Annotated in this window: 15 protein-coding genes; 2 read left to right on the forward strand and 13 right to left on the reverse strand. The window is 56.2% G+C overall.

The window, feature by feature from the left end:
* Positions 1-26: 26 nt before the first annotated feature.
* From rnhA to LQ231_RS02825, 10 genes are all read right to left on the reverse strand, one after another.
* Positions 27-518 (reverse strand): ribonuclease HI, encoded by a 492-nt coding sequence (rnhA, locus tag LQ231_RS02780; RefSeq protein WP_230170201.1) that lies wholly within the window; start codon positions 516-518, stop codon positions 27-29.
* A 124-nt stretch (positions 519-642) separates the two neighbouring features.
* Positions 643-1,461 carry a ParB N-terminal domain-containing protein gene (locus LQ231_RS02785; RefSeq protein ID WP_230170202.1) on the reverse strand — a complete coding sequence of 273 codons (819 nt, stop codon included), beginning with the start codon at positions 1,459-1,461 and terminating at the stop codon, positions 643-645.
* Positions 1,462-1,465: 4 nt separating this feature from the next.
* Positions 1,466-1,909 carry a hypothetical protein gene (locus tag LQ231_RS02790; protein ID WP_230170203.1) on the reverse strand — a complete coding sequence of 148 codons (444 nt, stop codon included), beginning with the start codon at positions 1,907-1,909 and terminating at the stop codon, positions 1,466-1,468.
* 516 nt (positions 1,910-2,425) lie between these two features.
* Positions 2,426-2,734 carry a hypothetical protein gene (locus LQ231_RS02795; protein ID WP_230170204.1) on the reverse strand — a complete coding sequence of 103 codons (309 nt, stop codon included), beginning with the start codon at positions 2,732-2,734 and terminating at the stop codon, positions 2,426-2,428.
* 307 nt (positions 2,735-3,041) lie between these two features.
* Positions 3,042-3,665 carry a recombinase family protein gene (locus tag LQ231_RS02800; RefSeq protein WP_230170205.1) on the reverse strand — a complete coding sequence of 208 codons (624 nt, stop codon included), beginning with the start codon at positions 3,663-3,665 and terminating at the stop codon, positions 3,042-3,044.
* Between the two features lie 260 nt (positions 3,666-3,925).
* Positions 3,926-4,324 carry a hypothetical protein gene (locus LQ231_RS02805; protein WP_230170206.1) on the reverse strand — a complete coding sequence of 133 codons (399 nt, stop codon included), beginning with the start codon at positions 4,322-4,324 and terminating at the stop codon, positions 3,926-3,928.
* A 166-nt stretch (positions 4,325-4,490) separates the two neighbouring features.
* Entirely contained in the window at positions 4,491-4,988 is a 498-nt protein-coding gene (locus tag LQ231_RS02810; RefSeq protein WP_230170207.1) for a hypothetical protein, read from the reverse strand.
* 682 nt (positions 4,989-5,670) lie between these two features.
* Positions 5,671-7,020 (reverse strand): hypothetical protein, encoded by a 1,350-nt coding sequence (locus LQ231_RS02815; RefSeq protein ID WP_230170208.1) that lies wholly within the window; start codon positions 7,018-7,020, stop codon positions 5,671-5,673.
* 266 nt (positions 7,021-7,286) lie between these two features.
* Positions 7,287-7,751 (reverse strand): hypothetical protein, encoded by a 465-nt coding sequence (locus LQ231_RS02820; protein WP_230170209.1) that lies wholly within the window; start codon positions 7,749-7,751, stop codon positions 7,287-7,289.
* Positions 7,752-7,847: 96 nt separating this feature from the next.
* Positions 7,848-8,558: a hypothetical protein gene (locus LQ231_RS02825; RefSeq protein ID WP_230170210.1), complete on the reverse strand. Its 711-nt coding sequence runs from the start codon at positions 8,556-8,558 to the stop codon at positions 7,848-7,850.
* Between the two features lie 197 nt (positions 8,559-8,755).
* Here LQ231_RS02825 and LQ231_RS02830 point away from each other — a divergent pair, with 197 nt between their 5' ends.
* The gene (locus LQ231_RS02830) at positions 8,756-9,538 is read left to right on the forward strand and encodes a hypothetical protein (protein WP_230170211.1); all 783 of its coding nucleotides are present in this window, start codon (positions 8,756-8,758) and stop codon (positions 9,536-9,538) included.
* Positions 9,539-10,307: 769 nt separating this feature from the next.
* Here the strand turns inward: LQ231_RS02830 and LQ231_RS02835 are convergent.
* Complete coding sequence (locus tag LQ231_RS02835; RefSeq protein WP_230170212.1) at positions 10,308-11,696, reverse strand: tyrosine-type recombinase/integrase; 1,389 nt, start codon at positions 11,694-11,696, stop codon at positions 10,308-10,310.
* Positions 11,697-11,953: 257 nt separating this feature from the next.
* Positions 11,954-12,151, reverse strand: a complete 198-nt coding sequence (locus tag LQ231_RS02840) for a hypothetical protein (RefSeq protein ID WP_113143982.1) — start codon at positions 12,149-12,151, stop codon at positions 11,954-11,956.
* A gap of 161 nt (positions 12,152-12,312) precedes the next feature.
* Here LQ231_RS02840 and LQ231_RS02845 point away from each other — a divergent pair, with 161 nt between their 5' ends.
* Positions 12,313-13,104 (forward strand): YdcF family protein, encoded by a 792-nt coding sequence (locus LQ231_RS02845; RefSeq protein WP_230170213.1) that lies wholly within the window; start codon positions 12,313-12,315, stop codon positions 13,102-13,104.
* Positions 13,105-13,134: 30 nt separating this feature from the next.
* Here LQ231_RS02845 and LQ231_RS02850 read toward each other — a convergent pair whose 3' ends face one another.
* Positions 13,135-13,608 carry a hypothetical protein gene (locus LQ231_RS02850; RefSeq protein WP_113143984.1) on the reverse strand — a complete coding sequence of 158 codons (474 nt, stop codon included), beginning with the start codon at positions 13,606-13,608 and terminating at the stop codon, positions 13,135-13,137.
* Positions 13,609-13,687: the final 79 nt, after the last annotated feature.

A 13,687-nucleotide genomic window follows, 5' to 3' on the forward strand; every position in this document is an offset into this window, starting at 1 on the left:
TTGTTGATTTGGCGGGTGGGTGTGGATTAGGCGAACGAGGGGGTCGGTATCGCAGCATTTGCGAGCGCGTCGGCGGCCTCGTTGTCTGGGTCTCCGGCATGGCCTTTCACCCACTGGAACGACAATGAGAGTTCAGTCGCAACGAACTCCAAATGCCGCCACAGTTCTTGGTTCTTGACGGGTTTTTTGTCGGCAGTTCGCCAATTTTTGAGCTTCCAATTCGGCCTCCAGACGGTGAACCCATCCACCACATACTTGCTGTCGCTGATAATGGTGATCGGAATAGACGGATCAAATCCATCGCGCTCCTGAACAAATGACAGGGCCCGTATGACAGCACTGAGTTCCATTCGATTGTTGGTGGTTTCCGTTTCGCCGCCTGACAATTCAAGCCGCTCTTGCCGGTCATCGCCGTGCAGATAGCAAATGACAGCGCCCCACCCTCCGGGGCCGGGATTGCCGGAGCAAGCGCCGTCAGTGTGGATCGTAATGCGCGGAGTGAAGTCGGAATTTGTCATGGTTTTAGGGGTCTTTCAGTGATGAGAATGTGAACGAAAAAGCCCCCGCCGTGGAAACGACAGGGGCTCATGAGGAAGCGCGGGCCGTATCATGATACGCCCCTTCTGGTGATATGATGGTGGTCTAGAATGGGGAGGAGTCGTCGTCCTCGGACGCCGGGGGCTCGGTATCGAGATCGAAGCTACTCCACTCTTCCCCGTCGTCTCCCTCCCCGCCCACGGCCCAATCAGCGAAGAACCGGGCAGCTTTGGTTCCTAGTGCTTCATAAAGCGCCTCGAACACCGCCGTGCTGTCCCTCGTAATCGCCCCCGGTTTTCGCCAGTCGAGCAAGTTGCGCAATTCGTTGACAAGCTGATTGATGGCTTTTCTCCGTTGACCGTCGCTCATCGCCGGGCCCTCGGGTTGTTCGTCCCAATCATCGCTCCTATCGCGCCACCAGTGCCCCGTAAGCTCCACGTTGGCCCTCTTGAGCAACGCCTTGTGCCGCGCCCTCATGCGGCCAACGGTGGCGCTAGAAATGCCGGTCGCACGGGCAATTTCAGGCTTCGAGAAATCCATGCCGGGTTCGCGAACAAGCCGCCATGCCAAGTCCGCCTTCTCATTTTGCGTGAGACTGGCCTTGTCTTTGGAGTTGGCCCCTGCTGCCAGCAAGAGTGCCGTCCGTCGGTCACAAGAAACCACATAGGCCGGGATTGCGTCCCGCCATGCTGCCGCCCGATACGCTGCTATTCGATATGCCCCGTCCAGCAAGACGAGCGTTTCCCCGTTCCGCCACAGAATGACCGGATCAAGGGGGCCGTGGTTCTTGACGGCTTGGGCTAACGTCCGCACGTGGGCTCGATCTTGCGGGCCGTTCCGGGAAATGAAGTCGGGCTGAAATGTGATTTCTGAGAGGGCGATAAAGGCCCGCTCCCGGTGGACTACGGTGGCTTCTGCCGTCACCGACTTACCATCCGGTATCAAGGCCCGTGGATATGTGGTCGGCGACGATGAAAGCGTCCGCCTTCTTGGAAGCGCCGCGTTGCAAGACGATGTTCTCAGGGCGGAGGTCAAGGGCATCGCCATTGATGTAGCGAACCACGCTACGGGGCCCGGCGCCTGCGATGATCCTAGCGGGCATCAGGCGGGTACGGTTGAAGTGAATGCGGACGTAGGCTCCGCCACTTCCATTGCCGTTCAGATACCAAGCGCCGGTTGCCCCTGCCTCCCGGATGGTTTGATAGTCCCGCGCCGTGACTGTTGCGTGGTATTGTCCTTGCCGGTCAAGCGGGACCTTGTAGCATTCCCTCCCGTGCTGGTCACGGAAACGAATGGGGGCACTGCGGTGGGCGGCGGTGTTCGAACGGCGGGTTCTCGTTTGGGATTGATGGTGATTGTCAGTTGGGGTCATGAACTTCCTATTGTGGACATGGCTAAAAACAGAGTGGACGCCTGCATTCTTGCCGACGCGGATACCAAGCGGCGACGCGCTGAAAACAGATAGGGTCACAGACGAATTGCGCATAGCTGCGCGACATGGCCACGCGAAAACGCATAGCAAAATCGTTCGTCCTTGATGGGTGGGTTATCGGTGCGCCCACCTTTATGAGTGGGTAATCGGTGTGTCTTCCTCAATGAGGCTGTTTTATCGCCCCGCCCCGCGCATTCGCCTAAACGTCCTTGCTGGCTCGTCCGCGCTGCTTGCCCTCCTCGGTCAATACATCGCTAAAGGCGTCTGCCACGTCACCCACGGCGTCCTCCACATTGACGCCACACATTGGGGGCCGTGCCAGAACTCTAGTGAGGATTAAAAATGGCGAGCAGAACCCGGCGACGAAACCCGCCCTAAAAGCACTCTTCCCCCCTCTCTTCTCTGATCGGAACTCTGCTAGACGCGGTTTGCGATCATCACGGTGCCGCGCCATCCTCAACCCTCCCACTTGATGAGGGCGAGGCATCGCCTTGCGGAACTGTTTTCGGGCAATCCAAGCAGTTGGCTCACTTCGAGCAATTTGGCGGTGACAAACGCCAACTGCCTCTGAACGTCACGCGCCTTAACGTCCCGCCCTTCCGCCAGCGCCAAGGCGACTTGAAAGCCTTGATCGACCACGTCCGTCATCGATCTCAGGGCAAAGCGGGCGGGAGTATTGGCCGGGTGCGCGATGCTCTCAAGTGTGTCGAGGGCGGCGCAAAGTGGGATGAATGGGGATTCCTGGGTGGCGTGCGTCGGCTGCATGTTCTCTCCTCAAGCCGCACCAGCGCGGCATGGAAAGAAATCGCAGGAACTAATCGTAATTAAAACAACAAGATGCACCCACTATCGGGACCGTTTTTGTGGCGGGATTGGATGGTCCCTGTAGTGGGAATGGCCCCACCCTGCAAATGCGGGCCGGGAGCCCCGTCTCCACTTCTGATGCTCCCACTTACGGGACCATGTGGACAGATTGTCGCACCCTAGTCCCGGAAGAACGTGTCGTAGACGCCCCATACGCCCGCCAAGAGCATCGGCACGATGACGATAAAGGGGAGAGTATGGGCCATGGTCACACCTCCACCTTGTCGCTGATCCGCTTTGCCAGCCGTGAGAGAGTCGAACGGGAGCAGCCTGTCGCGTTGACGATGCTGTTCCAGCTTTGCCCGCTCTTGAGCATGGAAATGATTGCGTCATTGCGCTTGGCGTCCTCTGGACGGCCCCGATAGGCCCCTTCCGACTTGGCCCTATCGATGCCCTGACGTTGCCTCCTGCGGCGGTCGTCGTAGTCTTTGCGGGCGATGGCTGCGAGCATATCCAGCATCATGCCGTTGATCGCGTCGAGCATTCGAGTGGTGAAATCGTCGCCAGAGTTCGCCAACTGATAGGAGGTCGGCAGGTCCAGTGCCACGACACGCACCCGCTTCGCTGTGATCTCAGCTTTGAGAGATGCCCAATCCTCGGCATTCAATCTGCTTAAGCGGTCCACCTGCTCCACCAAGAGCAGATCGCCGGGATGGCAATCGGAAAGCAGCCTGAAAAGCTCAGGGCGAGTCAGGGAAGCGCCGCTCTCGTTCTCGACATACCAAGACGCGATCTTCAAGCCGCGCTCGTCAGCGAAGCTCTGGAGGTCATCTCTAGCGCGGCTGGCGTCCTGTTCTTTGGTGCTGGCGCGGAGGTAGGCACGGGTATGCATCGGGAACCCCATAGTTCGTTTTACGTGGTTCGCTTATCAACGGTTCCATTAGGATTGTCAATACGAATTATCGAACCAATTTTTCGCTGGTTCTCTTGCTGCATACCCATTCGGACAATCGCCCTGCTTAGCCACGGCTGTCCGTAAGGGTTCCCGCCAGTTCAACCACATCACTTGGAGCAGTCCCCAGGTATTACGGGAGAAGCTTCGAAACCGTATAAGTGCTGTGATTGGTAATGGTCCGCTACGGCAAGTGACCGTTAAGGTGAAAGAAGCGTCTTTCGGGAGGCGTGAACCCAAGAAGTAATGCGAAAGCTCGGAAACAGGTACCAGCCATCACCCTTTCCATGTGTGGGTTTCAGATCGTCGATGCTTGCCCATGTGTCCGCCGCTCCCTCGGGGAAGCCGTATCTGAGCCGGATGCTTTTTGATGCAAGAAGCGCTTTGTGTCCCATTCGCCAGCAGACCGGCGGTAGGCTGTCGAAAGCCTCTTCTCCACCAAGCTCGTTACTAAGGAAGCGCTGCGCAGCCTGTTCCGCCTCATGTGCAGACTTCAGACTGTAGGCCAGATGCAGTATCTCAGTGCCAACATTTCGCCAGCCATCGGAATCATCGGGAAACTCAGGGAGGTCTGGGAGCAGATTCCATGCATGTCCCATGGCCTCCCTTGAGCTTCGCCAGTTGTCGGCGTCATAAATGCGACTGACGCACAAGGCCGCATAGCTCTCCAACTGGATCACAACTCTGAAGGACAGAAAGGATGCCTGCCCCAATGAGTGCAGGAAGTATCTCTTCCCAGGTCACGCCAGTTTCCTCACGGTGGGTCTACACGCGCCTATTAGCACGAGAGGGCCAGCTAGTCTCTGACCGTGTGCCCAGATAAAAGTCGCCACCGCACGAGTGGCATTTGTACATGTGCTGCTTAGAAACGGTCTTGCCCTGGAACTGGAGTAATGACCGCTTGTCATTCTCAAAGCACACGGGGCAGAGCTTGTGCGGCGGCTCACCATTTGCGGCGTCTTCCTTGAGTTCATATGCATAGGTGCCTTCGCCGTAGTCTTTGAGCTGATACCTTGCGGCGGTCGCTTTCCAGTCATCCACGGCGGCGACCTTGGCCTTTAACTCTGAGTTCTCCTGAATGAGTTCGAAGAGCTGGGTCTGGACAGCCATGGCGGAGGATTGGGCACCCAGGATGATGTCTTGCATCTCAATGACCTTGGAGCGGATCACGGTGAGATCATTGATCTCCTTGATGGTCTTCCCAATGTCTACGGCGGTCTTCAGGCCACTCGCCACCCCACTCCACAGCGCTATGTCTATCAAAGGTTCTCTCCTTGTTCGGTACCCTGAGGGTTCCATCGAGTCGGTCTAATAGTCAACGCACAAAGCATGAACACACAGCAATCCCCGGGACGTGCAAAATCGGCCACTCACGCGACACCCGGAAAGACCGTCCCTCAGATTGTGGAGGCTTTGGACATCAGCCGTGCTAGTGTCTTCAGGATGCTCAAAGAGGCGACCTGAGGCGCACGATGACACCCATAAACTACCTAGAGGAAATCCTACTGCCCACTCTGGAGGACTATGAGGAAGACTTCCGCTCTAGGCGCAAGGGATACCTAGCATGTATCGTTATGTGTCACTTGTCGGACTACCTTGAGAAAGCGGGGGCCTCCAAGGTCCAGGACGCGATGAGGAGCCAATGCACAGCAGCGTGGAATGTGGTCCATGCGGTGGCCATCGGGGCAAAGCATTTGGACAACCTGAAGAACCCGAACCCAATAAAATTCAAGGCAGGGAGCGATGTATTTCGGCCACCGGCAAGGGCAGGAGTGATGGTGTGTGGATGGTCCCGAGTTGGGGACCTTGATGGCGGCATGGAGATCCGTGCGGGTAGTGACAACCTCATGGCCGAGGTGCTGCCCTCCCTCCGCACCGTTCTACGTCAGTATATGCTCCAATTTGGCGATCTCTACTTATCTCATCGCTAACTGGCTTGATTATCCTAACGCTCAGTTAGATCATCAGAGGTGGCATACCCCGAGTGGGTCATAAAGTAGACTCTGCCTTTACCGCCACGATCCTCAATGTAGCCAAAGTCTTCAAGCTCCTGGATCGCGTCCCGCCATCGAGCTATCTCGCGCTTATCTGAACTACTACCAACAAGGTCTCTACCATTTGTCGATATCTGCACTCCGCCTAAGTACTGGGAAAATGTGATGACGCCACTTTTGTCCTTACTTGCTTCCAACAAAAGCTCTTGAGCGGAAGGGGACAGCGCCGGGACTTCAGGTTGGCCTGCCTGCTGAGGCTCCAGGAGCGATCCCTGATCCTTCAAGTGCAAACTGTATATCACGGAATTTAGCTGGCGGGTCAGCTTCTCCTTGAAGTCTGCAAGGCTTTCGTATTGCTCGATTAGGCCTTTCTGCATGACGTCCTTCTTGAAGTCTGACAACGCGGCGTACTGGGCGTGGTCCACCTCGTCCAGCTTCACGGGGGCCGCCGAGAAATAAATCAAGGCAGGCTTTCCTGCGGCGATGTGCTCGGATATTTCCTCCGCCGTACCGCTGGCAGAGCTTCCCGTAGGCGTCCCTAGTTTGGTCCAGAAAGCCGCGATCAGAACGTCTGCGTCCGCTAGGATTTGCTTGTTAATGATGGCCTGCGCCCGTTGACCCATCTCGGGATAAGAATGGGTCTCCCAGCCTACCGGAAGAAGCACAATCTGCCGTTTGTCGGCATGAATCGCATTCCACTCATGAATGATCTCCCTGATCATCACTCGTTCAGGGACAACGTCACCTGGGGACGCTATCATGATCTTCAAAACAGTCGCTTGAAACCCCATGTTTAGGTTTCCTCTGGTTTGCTGCTGGGCGCAGTAGATATCCTTCAGTGCGTCAATACGACGTATGATGACTGGCTCAAGGCTGGTCTGCCACCGACCCTGGTCCATTGGCGCAGGCTTTTCGAAGCCACTGCCGCGAAGCACTTGATCTTTTTCAATAGCAGCATTGCGTATGCTCTTGGCGAACGTGGCAATCAGAGGCCCGGCTTGGTCTAGCGTCCTCACACGAACCGGTATGGGATGGCGCTGTATCTCCTCTTCCAGCAATTCAAAGAGTTCTTCGATCTTCTGGCGTAGGTAGCGGGAGATGGTGTCCCAAAAGACAACCTGGGAAGATCCGCTGTACTGAATTCCGCCATACCGGATGACCCCACCATCGAAACGATCGATCTCAACCGCCTCCCGTTCTCCGATAAAATGCCATTTAAAAAACCACTCATTATGCATCCGCCGAAGTTCAGTATCGAGCTTCAGGCTGAGGCGGCTACTAGTCGGGGTAAGGTCATTCATCGTCTTATCGTCACTTTGTGGGTCACCCAGTATCGCTGGCGTACCGGATCGCCACAAGGGTAGCTCACACGAGATCTCCTATACACGTGGCAACGCGGCGGCTTCTTCCCCCCTGTTGGGTGTGTGTGGTGGCCCATCATCGTCCTGGAGGAGGCGCTCGTGGTCCAACGCGAGGGGGCGGGAGGGTGCCAGCCCATGCAGCCTCCTTCCCGGACCGCCGCGACGGGATCTCAAACTCCCACTTCGATAAGGTACACCCAAATAAGCTATGAAATGTATGGACCTACCCATTGCCCGATCAAGTCGCCAAATCCACTCAGCGCTCCCCCCAAGAGCACCAACAACGTTTCTACTGTTCTGACTAGCGGCCTATGTACCCGGTTGCTCCATGCAGCAAAGGTCCGAAATTTATCGATAGCAACAGCCGCTTCTGGCATCTCATGCGCATGCCAACGCCGGAAACTGTCTTCCATCTCCATAGCAAGATCGCGCGGGGTTATCCCCCAAACTTCTTCGATCAGAATATAGAGAAAGGCGATGGTTTGAATAACCGTACCCGCCCGCACCAATGGGCCATACTCACCGGCCTTGCATGCTTCCCACGCGTAGGCCACCGTAATGTGCGAAAGGGTGAAGACGGCGAATACGGGGAGAGCAACAGCTACGAGTTGGAAGAAAAAGCTTCCGGCTATTGCCAGGTTAAGCGGGTTGAACGTGGGCTCTCTTGACAAGCCTGTCCTCCAATCCTGAAACTTCTGCCTACATTGGAGTGCCCCCCGGGGGGGGAGGTAGCCTCCACACCTATCGAGGTCAGGGCCTCGCATTTTTTACCCGTTTTTCGGCGGGAAATAGCGCAATCGCCACTTCGCCAGCTGTGTTGCGAACTTTTCTTTCGCGTTCAGTGCCGCGAGGTTGTCAGTCTCAAATAAGTTGCAGAATGCCGCTGTTGCTGACGATAGGTGCGAGACCAACTCCTCAATACCCGGACGGAAATATTCATAGCTAAAGAACGGTCCAATACGTGTCGCATGTTCTGGCGAGATCAAAAAGTGGCCGTTTGGATTTGGATGAACTGCAATCTCACTAAATAGGTTGTACGCAGCCCGGCGCTGGTCTCCGTTAACGCCATCAAACTGATCCAATCGCTCACGCACACGAACAGGTTTGAAGTGCTTCATGCGGTCTTTATCCCCCATCGAAAGCCAGTCTTGTAGGGCTCTCGGTTCTCTAACGAACAGGTCCATCAAACATCGCACCTCCAGCAGATCGCGAATCATTACTACTGCGGGCTGGAAATACCCGCAGCGCAGAAGGCGCAACGCCGAAGCTCCGGAGTTGAAACAGCGAACTCCCAACCGCAGAACATTTAGCTCAGTGACATCCCCCTCTTTGTGGAACTCTGGCAGCAAGCTCAAGCATTCGAGACAGGTGCCAATTAACGCAATGTGCCGCGTCAGGTCACTGTCGCTGGCGATCATGCGGTCATGCACCGCTACGATCTGCTTTTCATCGACGAAAAAATTTGGACCAGCGGACATTCTTACTGAGCTTCTCTATCCATAATCTCGTAAATTGAGGTGTTTCACCACTCGGTGTTCGTATGCCGTGCCGCGTCAACGGCAGAGTTTTAACTTTGTGGGCAATGCTGGACATCCGTCGCGCCAATTTAAACGCTTGTTATTTTGGTCGCAAATGCCCGCCACGCGTCCTCCCACCTGAGAGTATTGGAGTTTAGATGGCAAATGAGAAGACAGATTTACAAAAGGCGATAGGATCTCCGGTGCTCGCTGAGGCCTCAGACGATCTCCGGCGAACAAAGAGGAATTTGCTCCTATTCGCGAGCGTATCACTCTTTGCAAAACTGGCGGGTATTCGAATTACAGAGGCAAGTTTTCTCGGGTTCAAGTTCAACAACCCTGAGCAAATTTGGCTCGAAGCCGCCATGCTGTCCATCGCTGCCTATTTGTTCATAAAATTTGCGTGGCTGACTGTGGAGTATCTTCAGGAAACGCGAGTACGCATCACAGGAACGGCACTATCCCATGTAACGACTGCCGTTCTCGCCTCCCATCACGGAGACTATCCAAGCAACCCGCGTCAATCGACGCTGTACTATTGGTGGACTACGCAAGCTGATAAGATCGGGGACTTTGAGTCCGCAGTCAATAAGCTAGAAGCAGCGTGCTCAGAGATACAGGAGCTTGCGGCCCGCCCGGGCAACATTGATCAACCGAATATCCAGCAGATGACGAAGGCCGCAACAGAGGCTCGTGCAGCAGCTAGCAATTTGGCTGGAAGGATTCAATCAGCGCAGACAGCGCTTCAGGCAGAGCGGATCCCCGCTTCTCTCGGTCGCTTTGACAAATGGTTCCGCTGCTTCGAAAGGGTACAAGCTTGGCGTATAATTGTCATGGACATCATACTGCCGACTGGTCTGGCACTCACCTCAATAGTCTGGACGGGAATGAGCCTGTACGGAATCGCACCCCCTGACACGATGCTGTCCCCACGGGGGTAACGCGACGCCGCAATCATCGACCGCTATCTCGGATTTTTCCGTCATTTTGAAAGCTGTAGGCTTTGAGGCGAAGCGGGAATAATTGTCCCCGCTATTCACACGCCAGCGAGCTTGACTTAGCAATGCCTTTCTTGTAGAAGCCGCGCTGAATTTTTAAGGTGTTGATTTATATGAATTTTCGTGAATCGCATTGAATAAATTGCGATTTTGCGCCGGACAATTTGTCCAGATTCGCTTGTCAAGCGTGAATCAATAGCTTACAAAATCAACATCCTGTTGATTACAGGAAAAAGGCCCCCACCGAAATGGGAGCCTTTCTCATGCTTCGACTTGGTACGTCTGGGTTACGCAATTGACGCGTTCGAGCGCGGCCAACGGCGGCAATGAGAGCAAACTGTCTCCCATTGGCCCAGACGGAACCTCCGGTACTGGATAACCGATACCGGCCTGAATGCAGGGCATGAAACTCTCATACCCGCCTCCTTTCCTCAGATGAGAGCCAGGAGGACTCGCTCTCGCCAGCCCTTCGTCACTTCATGCGACGAAGCTGCACCCTCCCGAGATACTCAAGAGTGCCGCATAAGTGCGGGCCAGCAAAAACTATTCCTTAAATACTAGGTTCCGACGGAGTCGGCAAGCGGCGATCGGCTAATTCACCATGCAATCCCGGTTTATTCGGCCGCCAGCGCCCTCGGTGGTGCAATTTGACCCGATACTGCCCAAAAAGGATTTGCCCGTCAGTAGCCTTCTGTGGCGATTCTAGGCGGGTTTAAGTTTTGTTCTCGATCAGTTCCAGTCTTTGGTTGGGTAGTCTAACCGCCTCCACGCAGGCCCGCATCTGTTGCCAAGCAGGCCCACCAGAATACACCCCAAGCGTGATCGACTTGCGGCCCTCCTCGTGGCCGACTACGGATGAAATGGTGCTTTCCGGGATGCCCGCTTGTTCCGCTTGCGTGACGAACCAGCGACGGAAGGAATGGAAGTTGACGAGGCTTCGGCGCTGTCCGGGCCGTTTGTCGTCCACCGTGAGCTTTTCTCGATAGTTCGCGAAACGCTTCCCAAACACGTCTCCCGCATTCCGCTCTTTAGCCAGTTCGTGAAAGAGCCAGTCCTGGGGGCCTTTGTTCTTCTTCCGACGCTTCACGATTTCAATCAGGTCGGGGTGCATCGGCACTCGCCGCGCTGCTGCTGCTGTCTTGCCCTGTCGAATATCGAAGTAGCCATTTCCCTCGTCATCGAGCGGGCATTCCTCGACCCATAGAGTGACTAACTCCGCAAGTCGCAATCCCGACAAGGCAGCAATCCGCACTGCGTCGGTTATCTGAGCCTCGAAGTCCTTCTTCATGCCACGGGGGAAGGTAGAGTAGAGCAGGGTCTTCATTTCCGCTTCGGTGAAGGGGCGCTCGTCAGCCTTGCCACCGCGCTCGACCCTCCGGCTCCTGTCGGGCATCCGTTGGCCGTCCCACGGGTTTGGTCCCCGGACGTGCCCTCTCGCAACGAGGAAATCCCAGTAGAGCTTCACGGCCCCATGGTGCTTTCGGGCGGTCCTTTCGTTGAGCGGTGCAATCGCTTCTGAGAAATATGTCCCTGCTTTAGAGCGATCAATCTGACGGAGCGACAAGCCGTTGAGTTTGGCCCACGCAGCAAACCGCTTGATGAGGTTCCGGCGCTCATCGGTGGTCTTCGGAGCAAGCCTTGTCTCCTTTAGATACGTCTCCATGTGGTGCTCCACATCAACATTGCCTTGCACTAGGTTCAGGAACCGGTCGCGGCCCTCTGTACCGTGGCTCTGCTCGATGCGCTCCGCCTCGCGCTCGACTAGCTCGCGTGGATCGGCCACCTCCTCATCCTGAACGTCTCCGGTCATGCGTCCGGTGATCTTTGCCGTCCAGCTATGTGGATCGTCCCGCGCTTCGGCGATCTCCTTGGACCACATTTCGGCCTTCTGTCGGATGGTGTCGGAGGCGGGGGCGGTCGACCGGCCTTCTCGTGCATCGCGGTAGAGCCGATCAGTCTCGCGCTTGATCTCGTCTCGACGCTCCATAGCTGCCCGAATGTCGCCCGTCTCAAGGTTGACGAGGTAGGCACTCTTGCCCCCGAAGTGGCGGCGGATCGCTGCGGGAATATCGCGCTTGAACCAGTATTTGAGGCCTCGCATAACGAGGTATCGACGGGAGCTTTTTGCCATTTCAGACCAACCATTCAGACCAATTTTGGCCGATGATTATCACATGGTTTCAATGGTTTCAATGCATTAGAGGGCGGTCGTGGAGGCCCCGCTTAGCTCCACCAAACTTCCCTCTCATTCTCGAAATGCTCGTCTTCTATAGAAGATTTGGCGCATGACGCGACCTTGAAATCCGGCCCCGGAAATCTCCGAGGCCGGTATGTTATTAAATGCGATATGTTGACGCTTCAGCGCTGAAAAAGCTGTCCGCGTTCCCGGCTTTCGGGGCGATCGATCTGGAACCAGTCGACGATCCTGTCGATTGCGATCCTCATTTCTCCATCGCGGAGCTGGACGCACAGTTGGTCCTCTGCCATGCCAAGCGGGGTGCCGATGTAGATTCGGTTGTTTCCGGTTTCGTCGACGGTATCAATTGCAAAACGCATGAACACCCTCCCCATAAAAGAATCGAAATTTCGCAATGGCTCAGGGTGTATGAACGCCTGCTTGAGCGAAACTGACGTGTCTTGATGATTCGGCCCCAAGCGCCGCGCAGGATCCGATTCGAGCCCGTGGCCGTGCTTGAAGCATGAAGGAAGGAAGCGCTATGTTTGTCATATCGAAACTGTTCTGGATGGCGGCACAGCCGCTGTCGCTTGCCTTCCTGCTTGCGACGTTCGCCTTCGCGGCGCTGCTGTTTCACGGGCGCAGGACGGCGATCGGCGCACTGGTTGCCAGTCTGCTCATTCTGTTTCTGACGCTCTATACGACCCTTGGCTCGTATGTCCTCCAGGGACTTGAGGCACGCTTTGCGCGCCCGACGGCCGATCCCGCATCGCTTTCCTGCATGATCGTGCTTGGCGGAGCCTTCGAGACAGAGGTGACGACTGCCCGCGGCGGGATCGAGTTCAACCAAGCGGCCGAGCGTTTCATTGAGGCGCTGCGTCTTGCCGACCGTTTTCCCCAGTCGAAGATCTTCGTATCCGGTGGCGACGGCTCGCTCAGCGGCAGCTACGAAGGCGATGCCGTGGCATCCGAGCGCTTCTTTGCCACATTCGGCGTTTCGGCTGACCGTCTGATCGGCGAACGCGCATCGCGCACCACGTTCGAGAATGTCGAAAACAGCGGTACGGTCCTCGATCGGAGCGGATTGACCAATTGCCTGCTGATCACGTCGGCGTTTCACATGCCGCGCTCCATGGGCCTGTTTCGCAAGGCAGCCATTGATGTCGTGCCCTGGCCCGTCGATTTCCGCACCAGCGGCACCGTGAGCCTGGGCCTGGACTTCACGCAGCCGACGCTGAATGCACAGCAGATGGCGACTGCCATGCGGGAATGGATCGGTCTGCTCGCCTACTTTGTCCTGGGCCGGACAAGCGCGCTGTACCCCTCGCCCTAGCCCTAGGGTGCAGGAGATCCGGTCGGGCAGTTACTTTTTGGAGATGGTCAGGAATTTCGTGCCGCGGACCCGCACCGTCATTTCGCAAGGGTCGGTGCCTTCCTCGCGCTCGCAATATTTGGGGTGCATTTTGAGCACGAAGACCATGTTGCCGAAGCGCTTGATGAAGTCATAGCTATACATCTGCGCAGTGGCGATCATGAAATATCCACCCTCCTTGACCTGGAGGTAGTAGTTGAACGGGCAACCCTCGTCGGAGCAATCCGGTCCGCGTGTGCCGTCGCACAGGATCTCGCTGCTGTTGGTCACGGCGTCGATCAGTCCGTCATTGTTGATGTCGATCCGATCGATGAAGTCGGCGCCGTATTGCACCAGCTTGCAGCGTTTGCCGTAATGCTCCTTCTCGTAGATCTCCGGATCGCTGAGAAGCTCCTGCTGCGCATGGGCGATCGGTGCTGCAAGGCCGAGCAGCAGGGCAAGTAACAGGCGAATAAAGGGCGTCAAGGCTGAACCTCCGGGATGCAGCGGCCAAACAACAGGAGGCGCCAATCTAGCGCAGGCGGCTTGCGTCACCCTTAACGGC

Origin of the sequence: Rhizobium sp. CECT 9324 (genome assembly GCF_918741265.1) — a bacterium.
Lineage (GTDB): Bacteria > Pseudomonadota > Alphaproteobacteria > Rhizobiales > Rhizobiaceae > Allorhizobium.

Excerpts from the sequence above, each read along its gene's own strand:
- rnhA (WP_230170201.1), bottom strand. The coding sequence starts at position 518 with ATGACAAATTCCGACTTCACTCCGCGCATTACGATCCACACTGACGGC.
- LQ231_RS02790 (WP_230170203.1), bottom strand. The coding sequence starts at position 1,909 with ATGACCCCAACTGACAATCACCATCAATCCCAAACGAGAACCCGCCGT.
- LQ231_RS02795 (WP_230170204.1), bottom strand. The coding sequence starts at position 2,734 with ATGCAGCCGACGCACGCCACCCAGGAATCCCCATTCATCCCACTTTGC.
- LQ231_RS02800 (WP_230170205.1), bottom strand. The coding sequence starts at position 3,665 with ATGCATACCCGTGCCTACCTCCGCGCCAGCACCAAAGAACAGGACGCC.
- LQ231_RS02805 (WP_230170206.1), bottom strand. The coding sequence starts at position 4,324 with ATGGGACATGCATGGAATCTGCTCCCAGACCTCCCTGAGTTTCCCGAT.
- LQ231_RS02815 (WP_230170208.1), bottom strand. The coding sequence starts at position 7,020 with ATGAATGACCTTACCCCGACTAGTAGCCGCCTCAGCCTGAAGCTCGAT.
- LQ231_RS02825 (WP_230170210.1), bottom strand. The coding sequence starts at position 8,558 with ATGTCCGCTGGTCCAAATTTTTTCGTCGATGAAAAGCAGATCGTAGCG.
- LQ231_RS02830 (WP_230170211.1), top strand. The coding sequence starts at position 8,756 with ATGGCAAATGAGAAGACAGATTTACAAAAGGCGATAGGATCTCCGGTG.
- LQ231_RS02835 (WP_230170212.1), bottom strand. The coding sequence starts at position 11,696 with ATGCGAGGCCTCAAATACTGGTTCAAGCGCGATATTCCCGCAGCGATC.
- LQ231_RS02840 (WP_113143982.1), bottom strand. The coding sequence starts at position 12,151 with ATGCGTTTTGCAATTGATACCGTCGACGAAACCGGAAACAACCGAATC.
- LQ231_RS02845 (WP_230170213.1), top strand. The coding sequence starts at position 12,313 with ATGTTTGTCATATCGAAACTGTTCTGGATGGCGGCACAGCCGCTGTCG.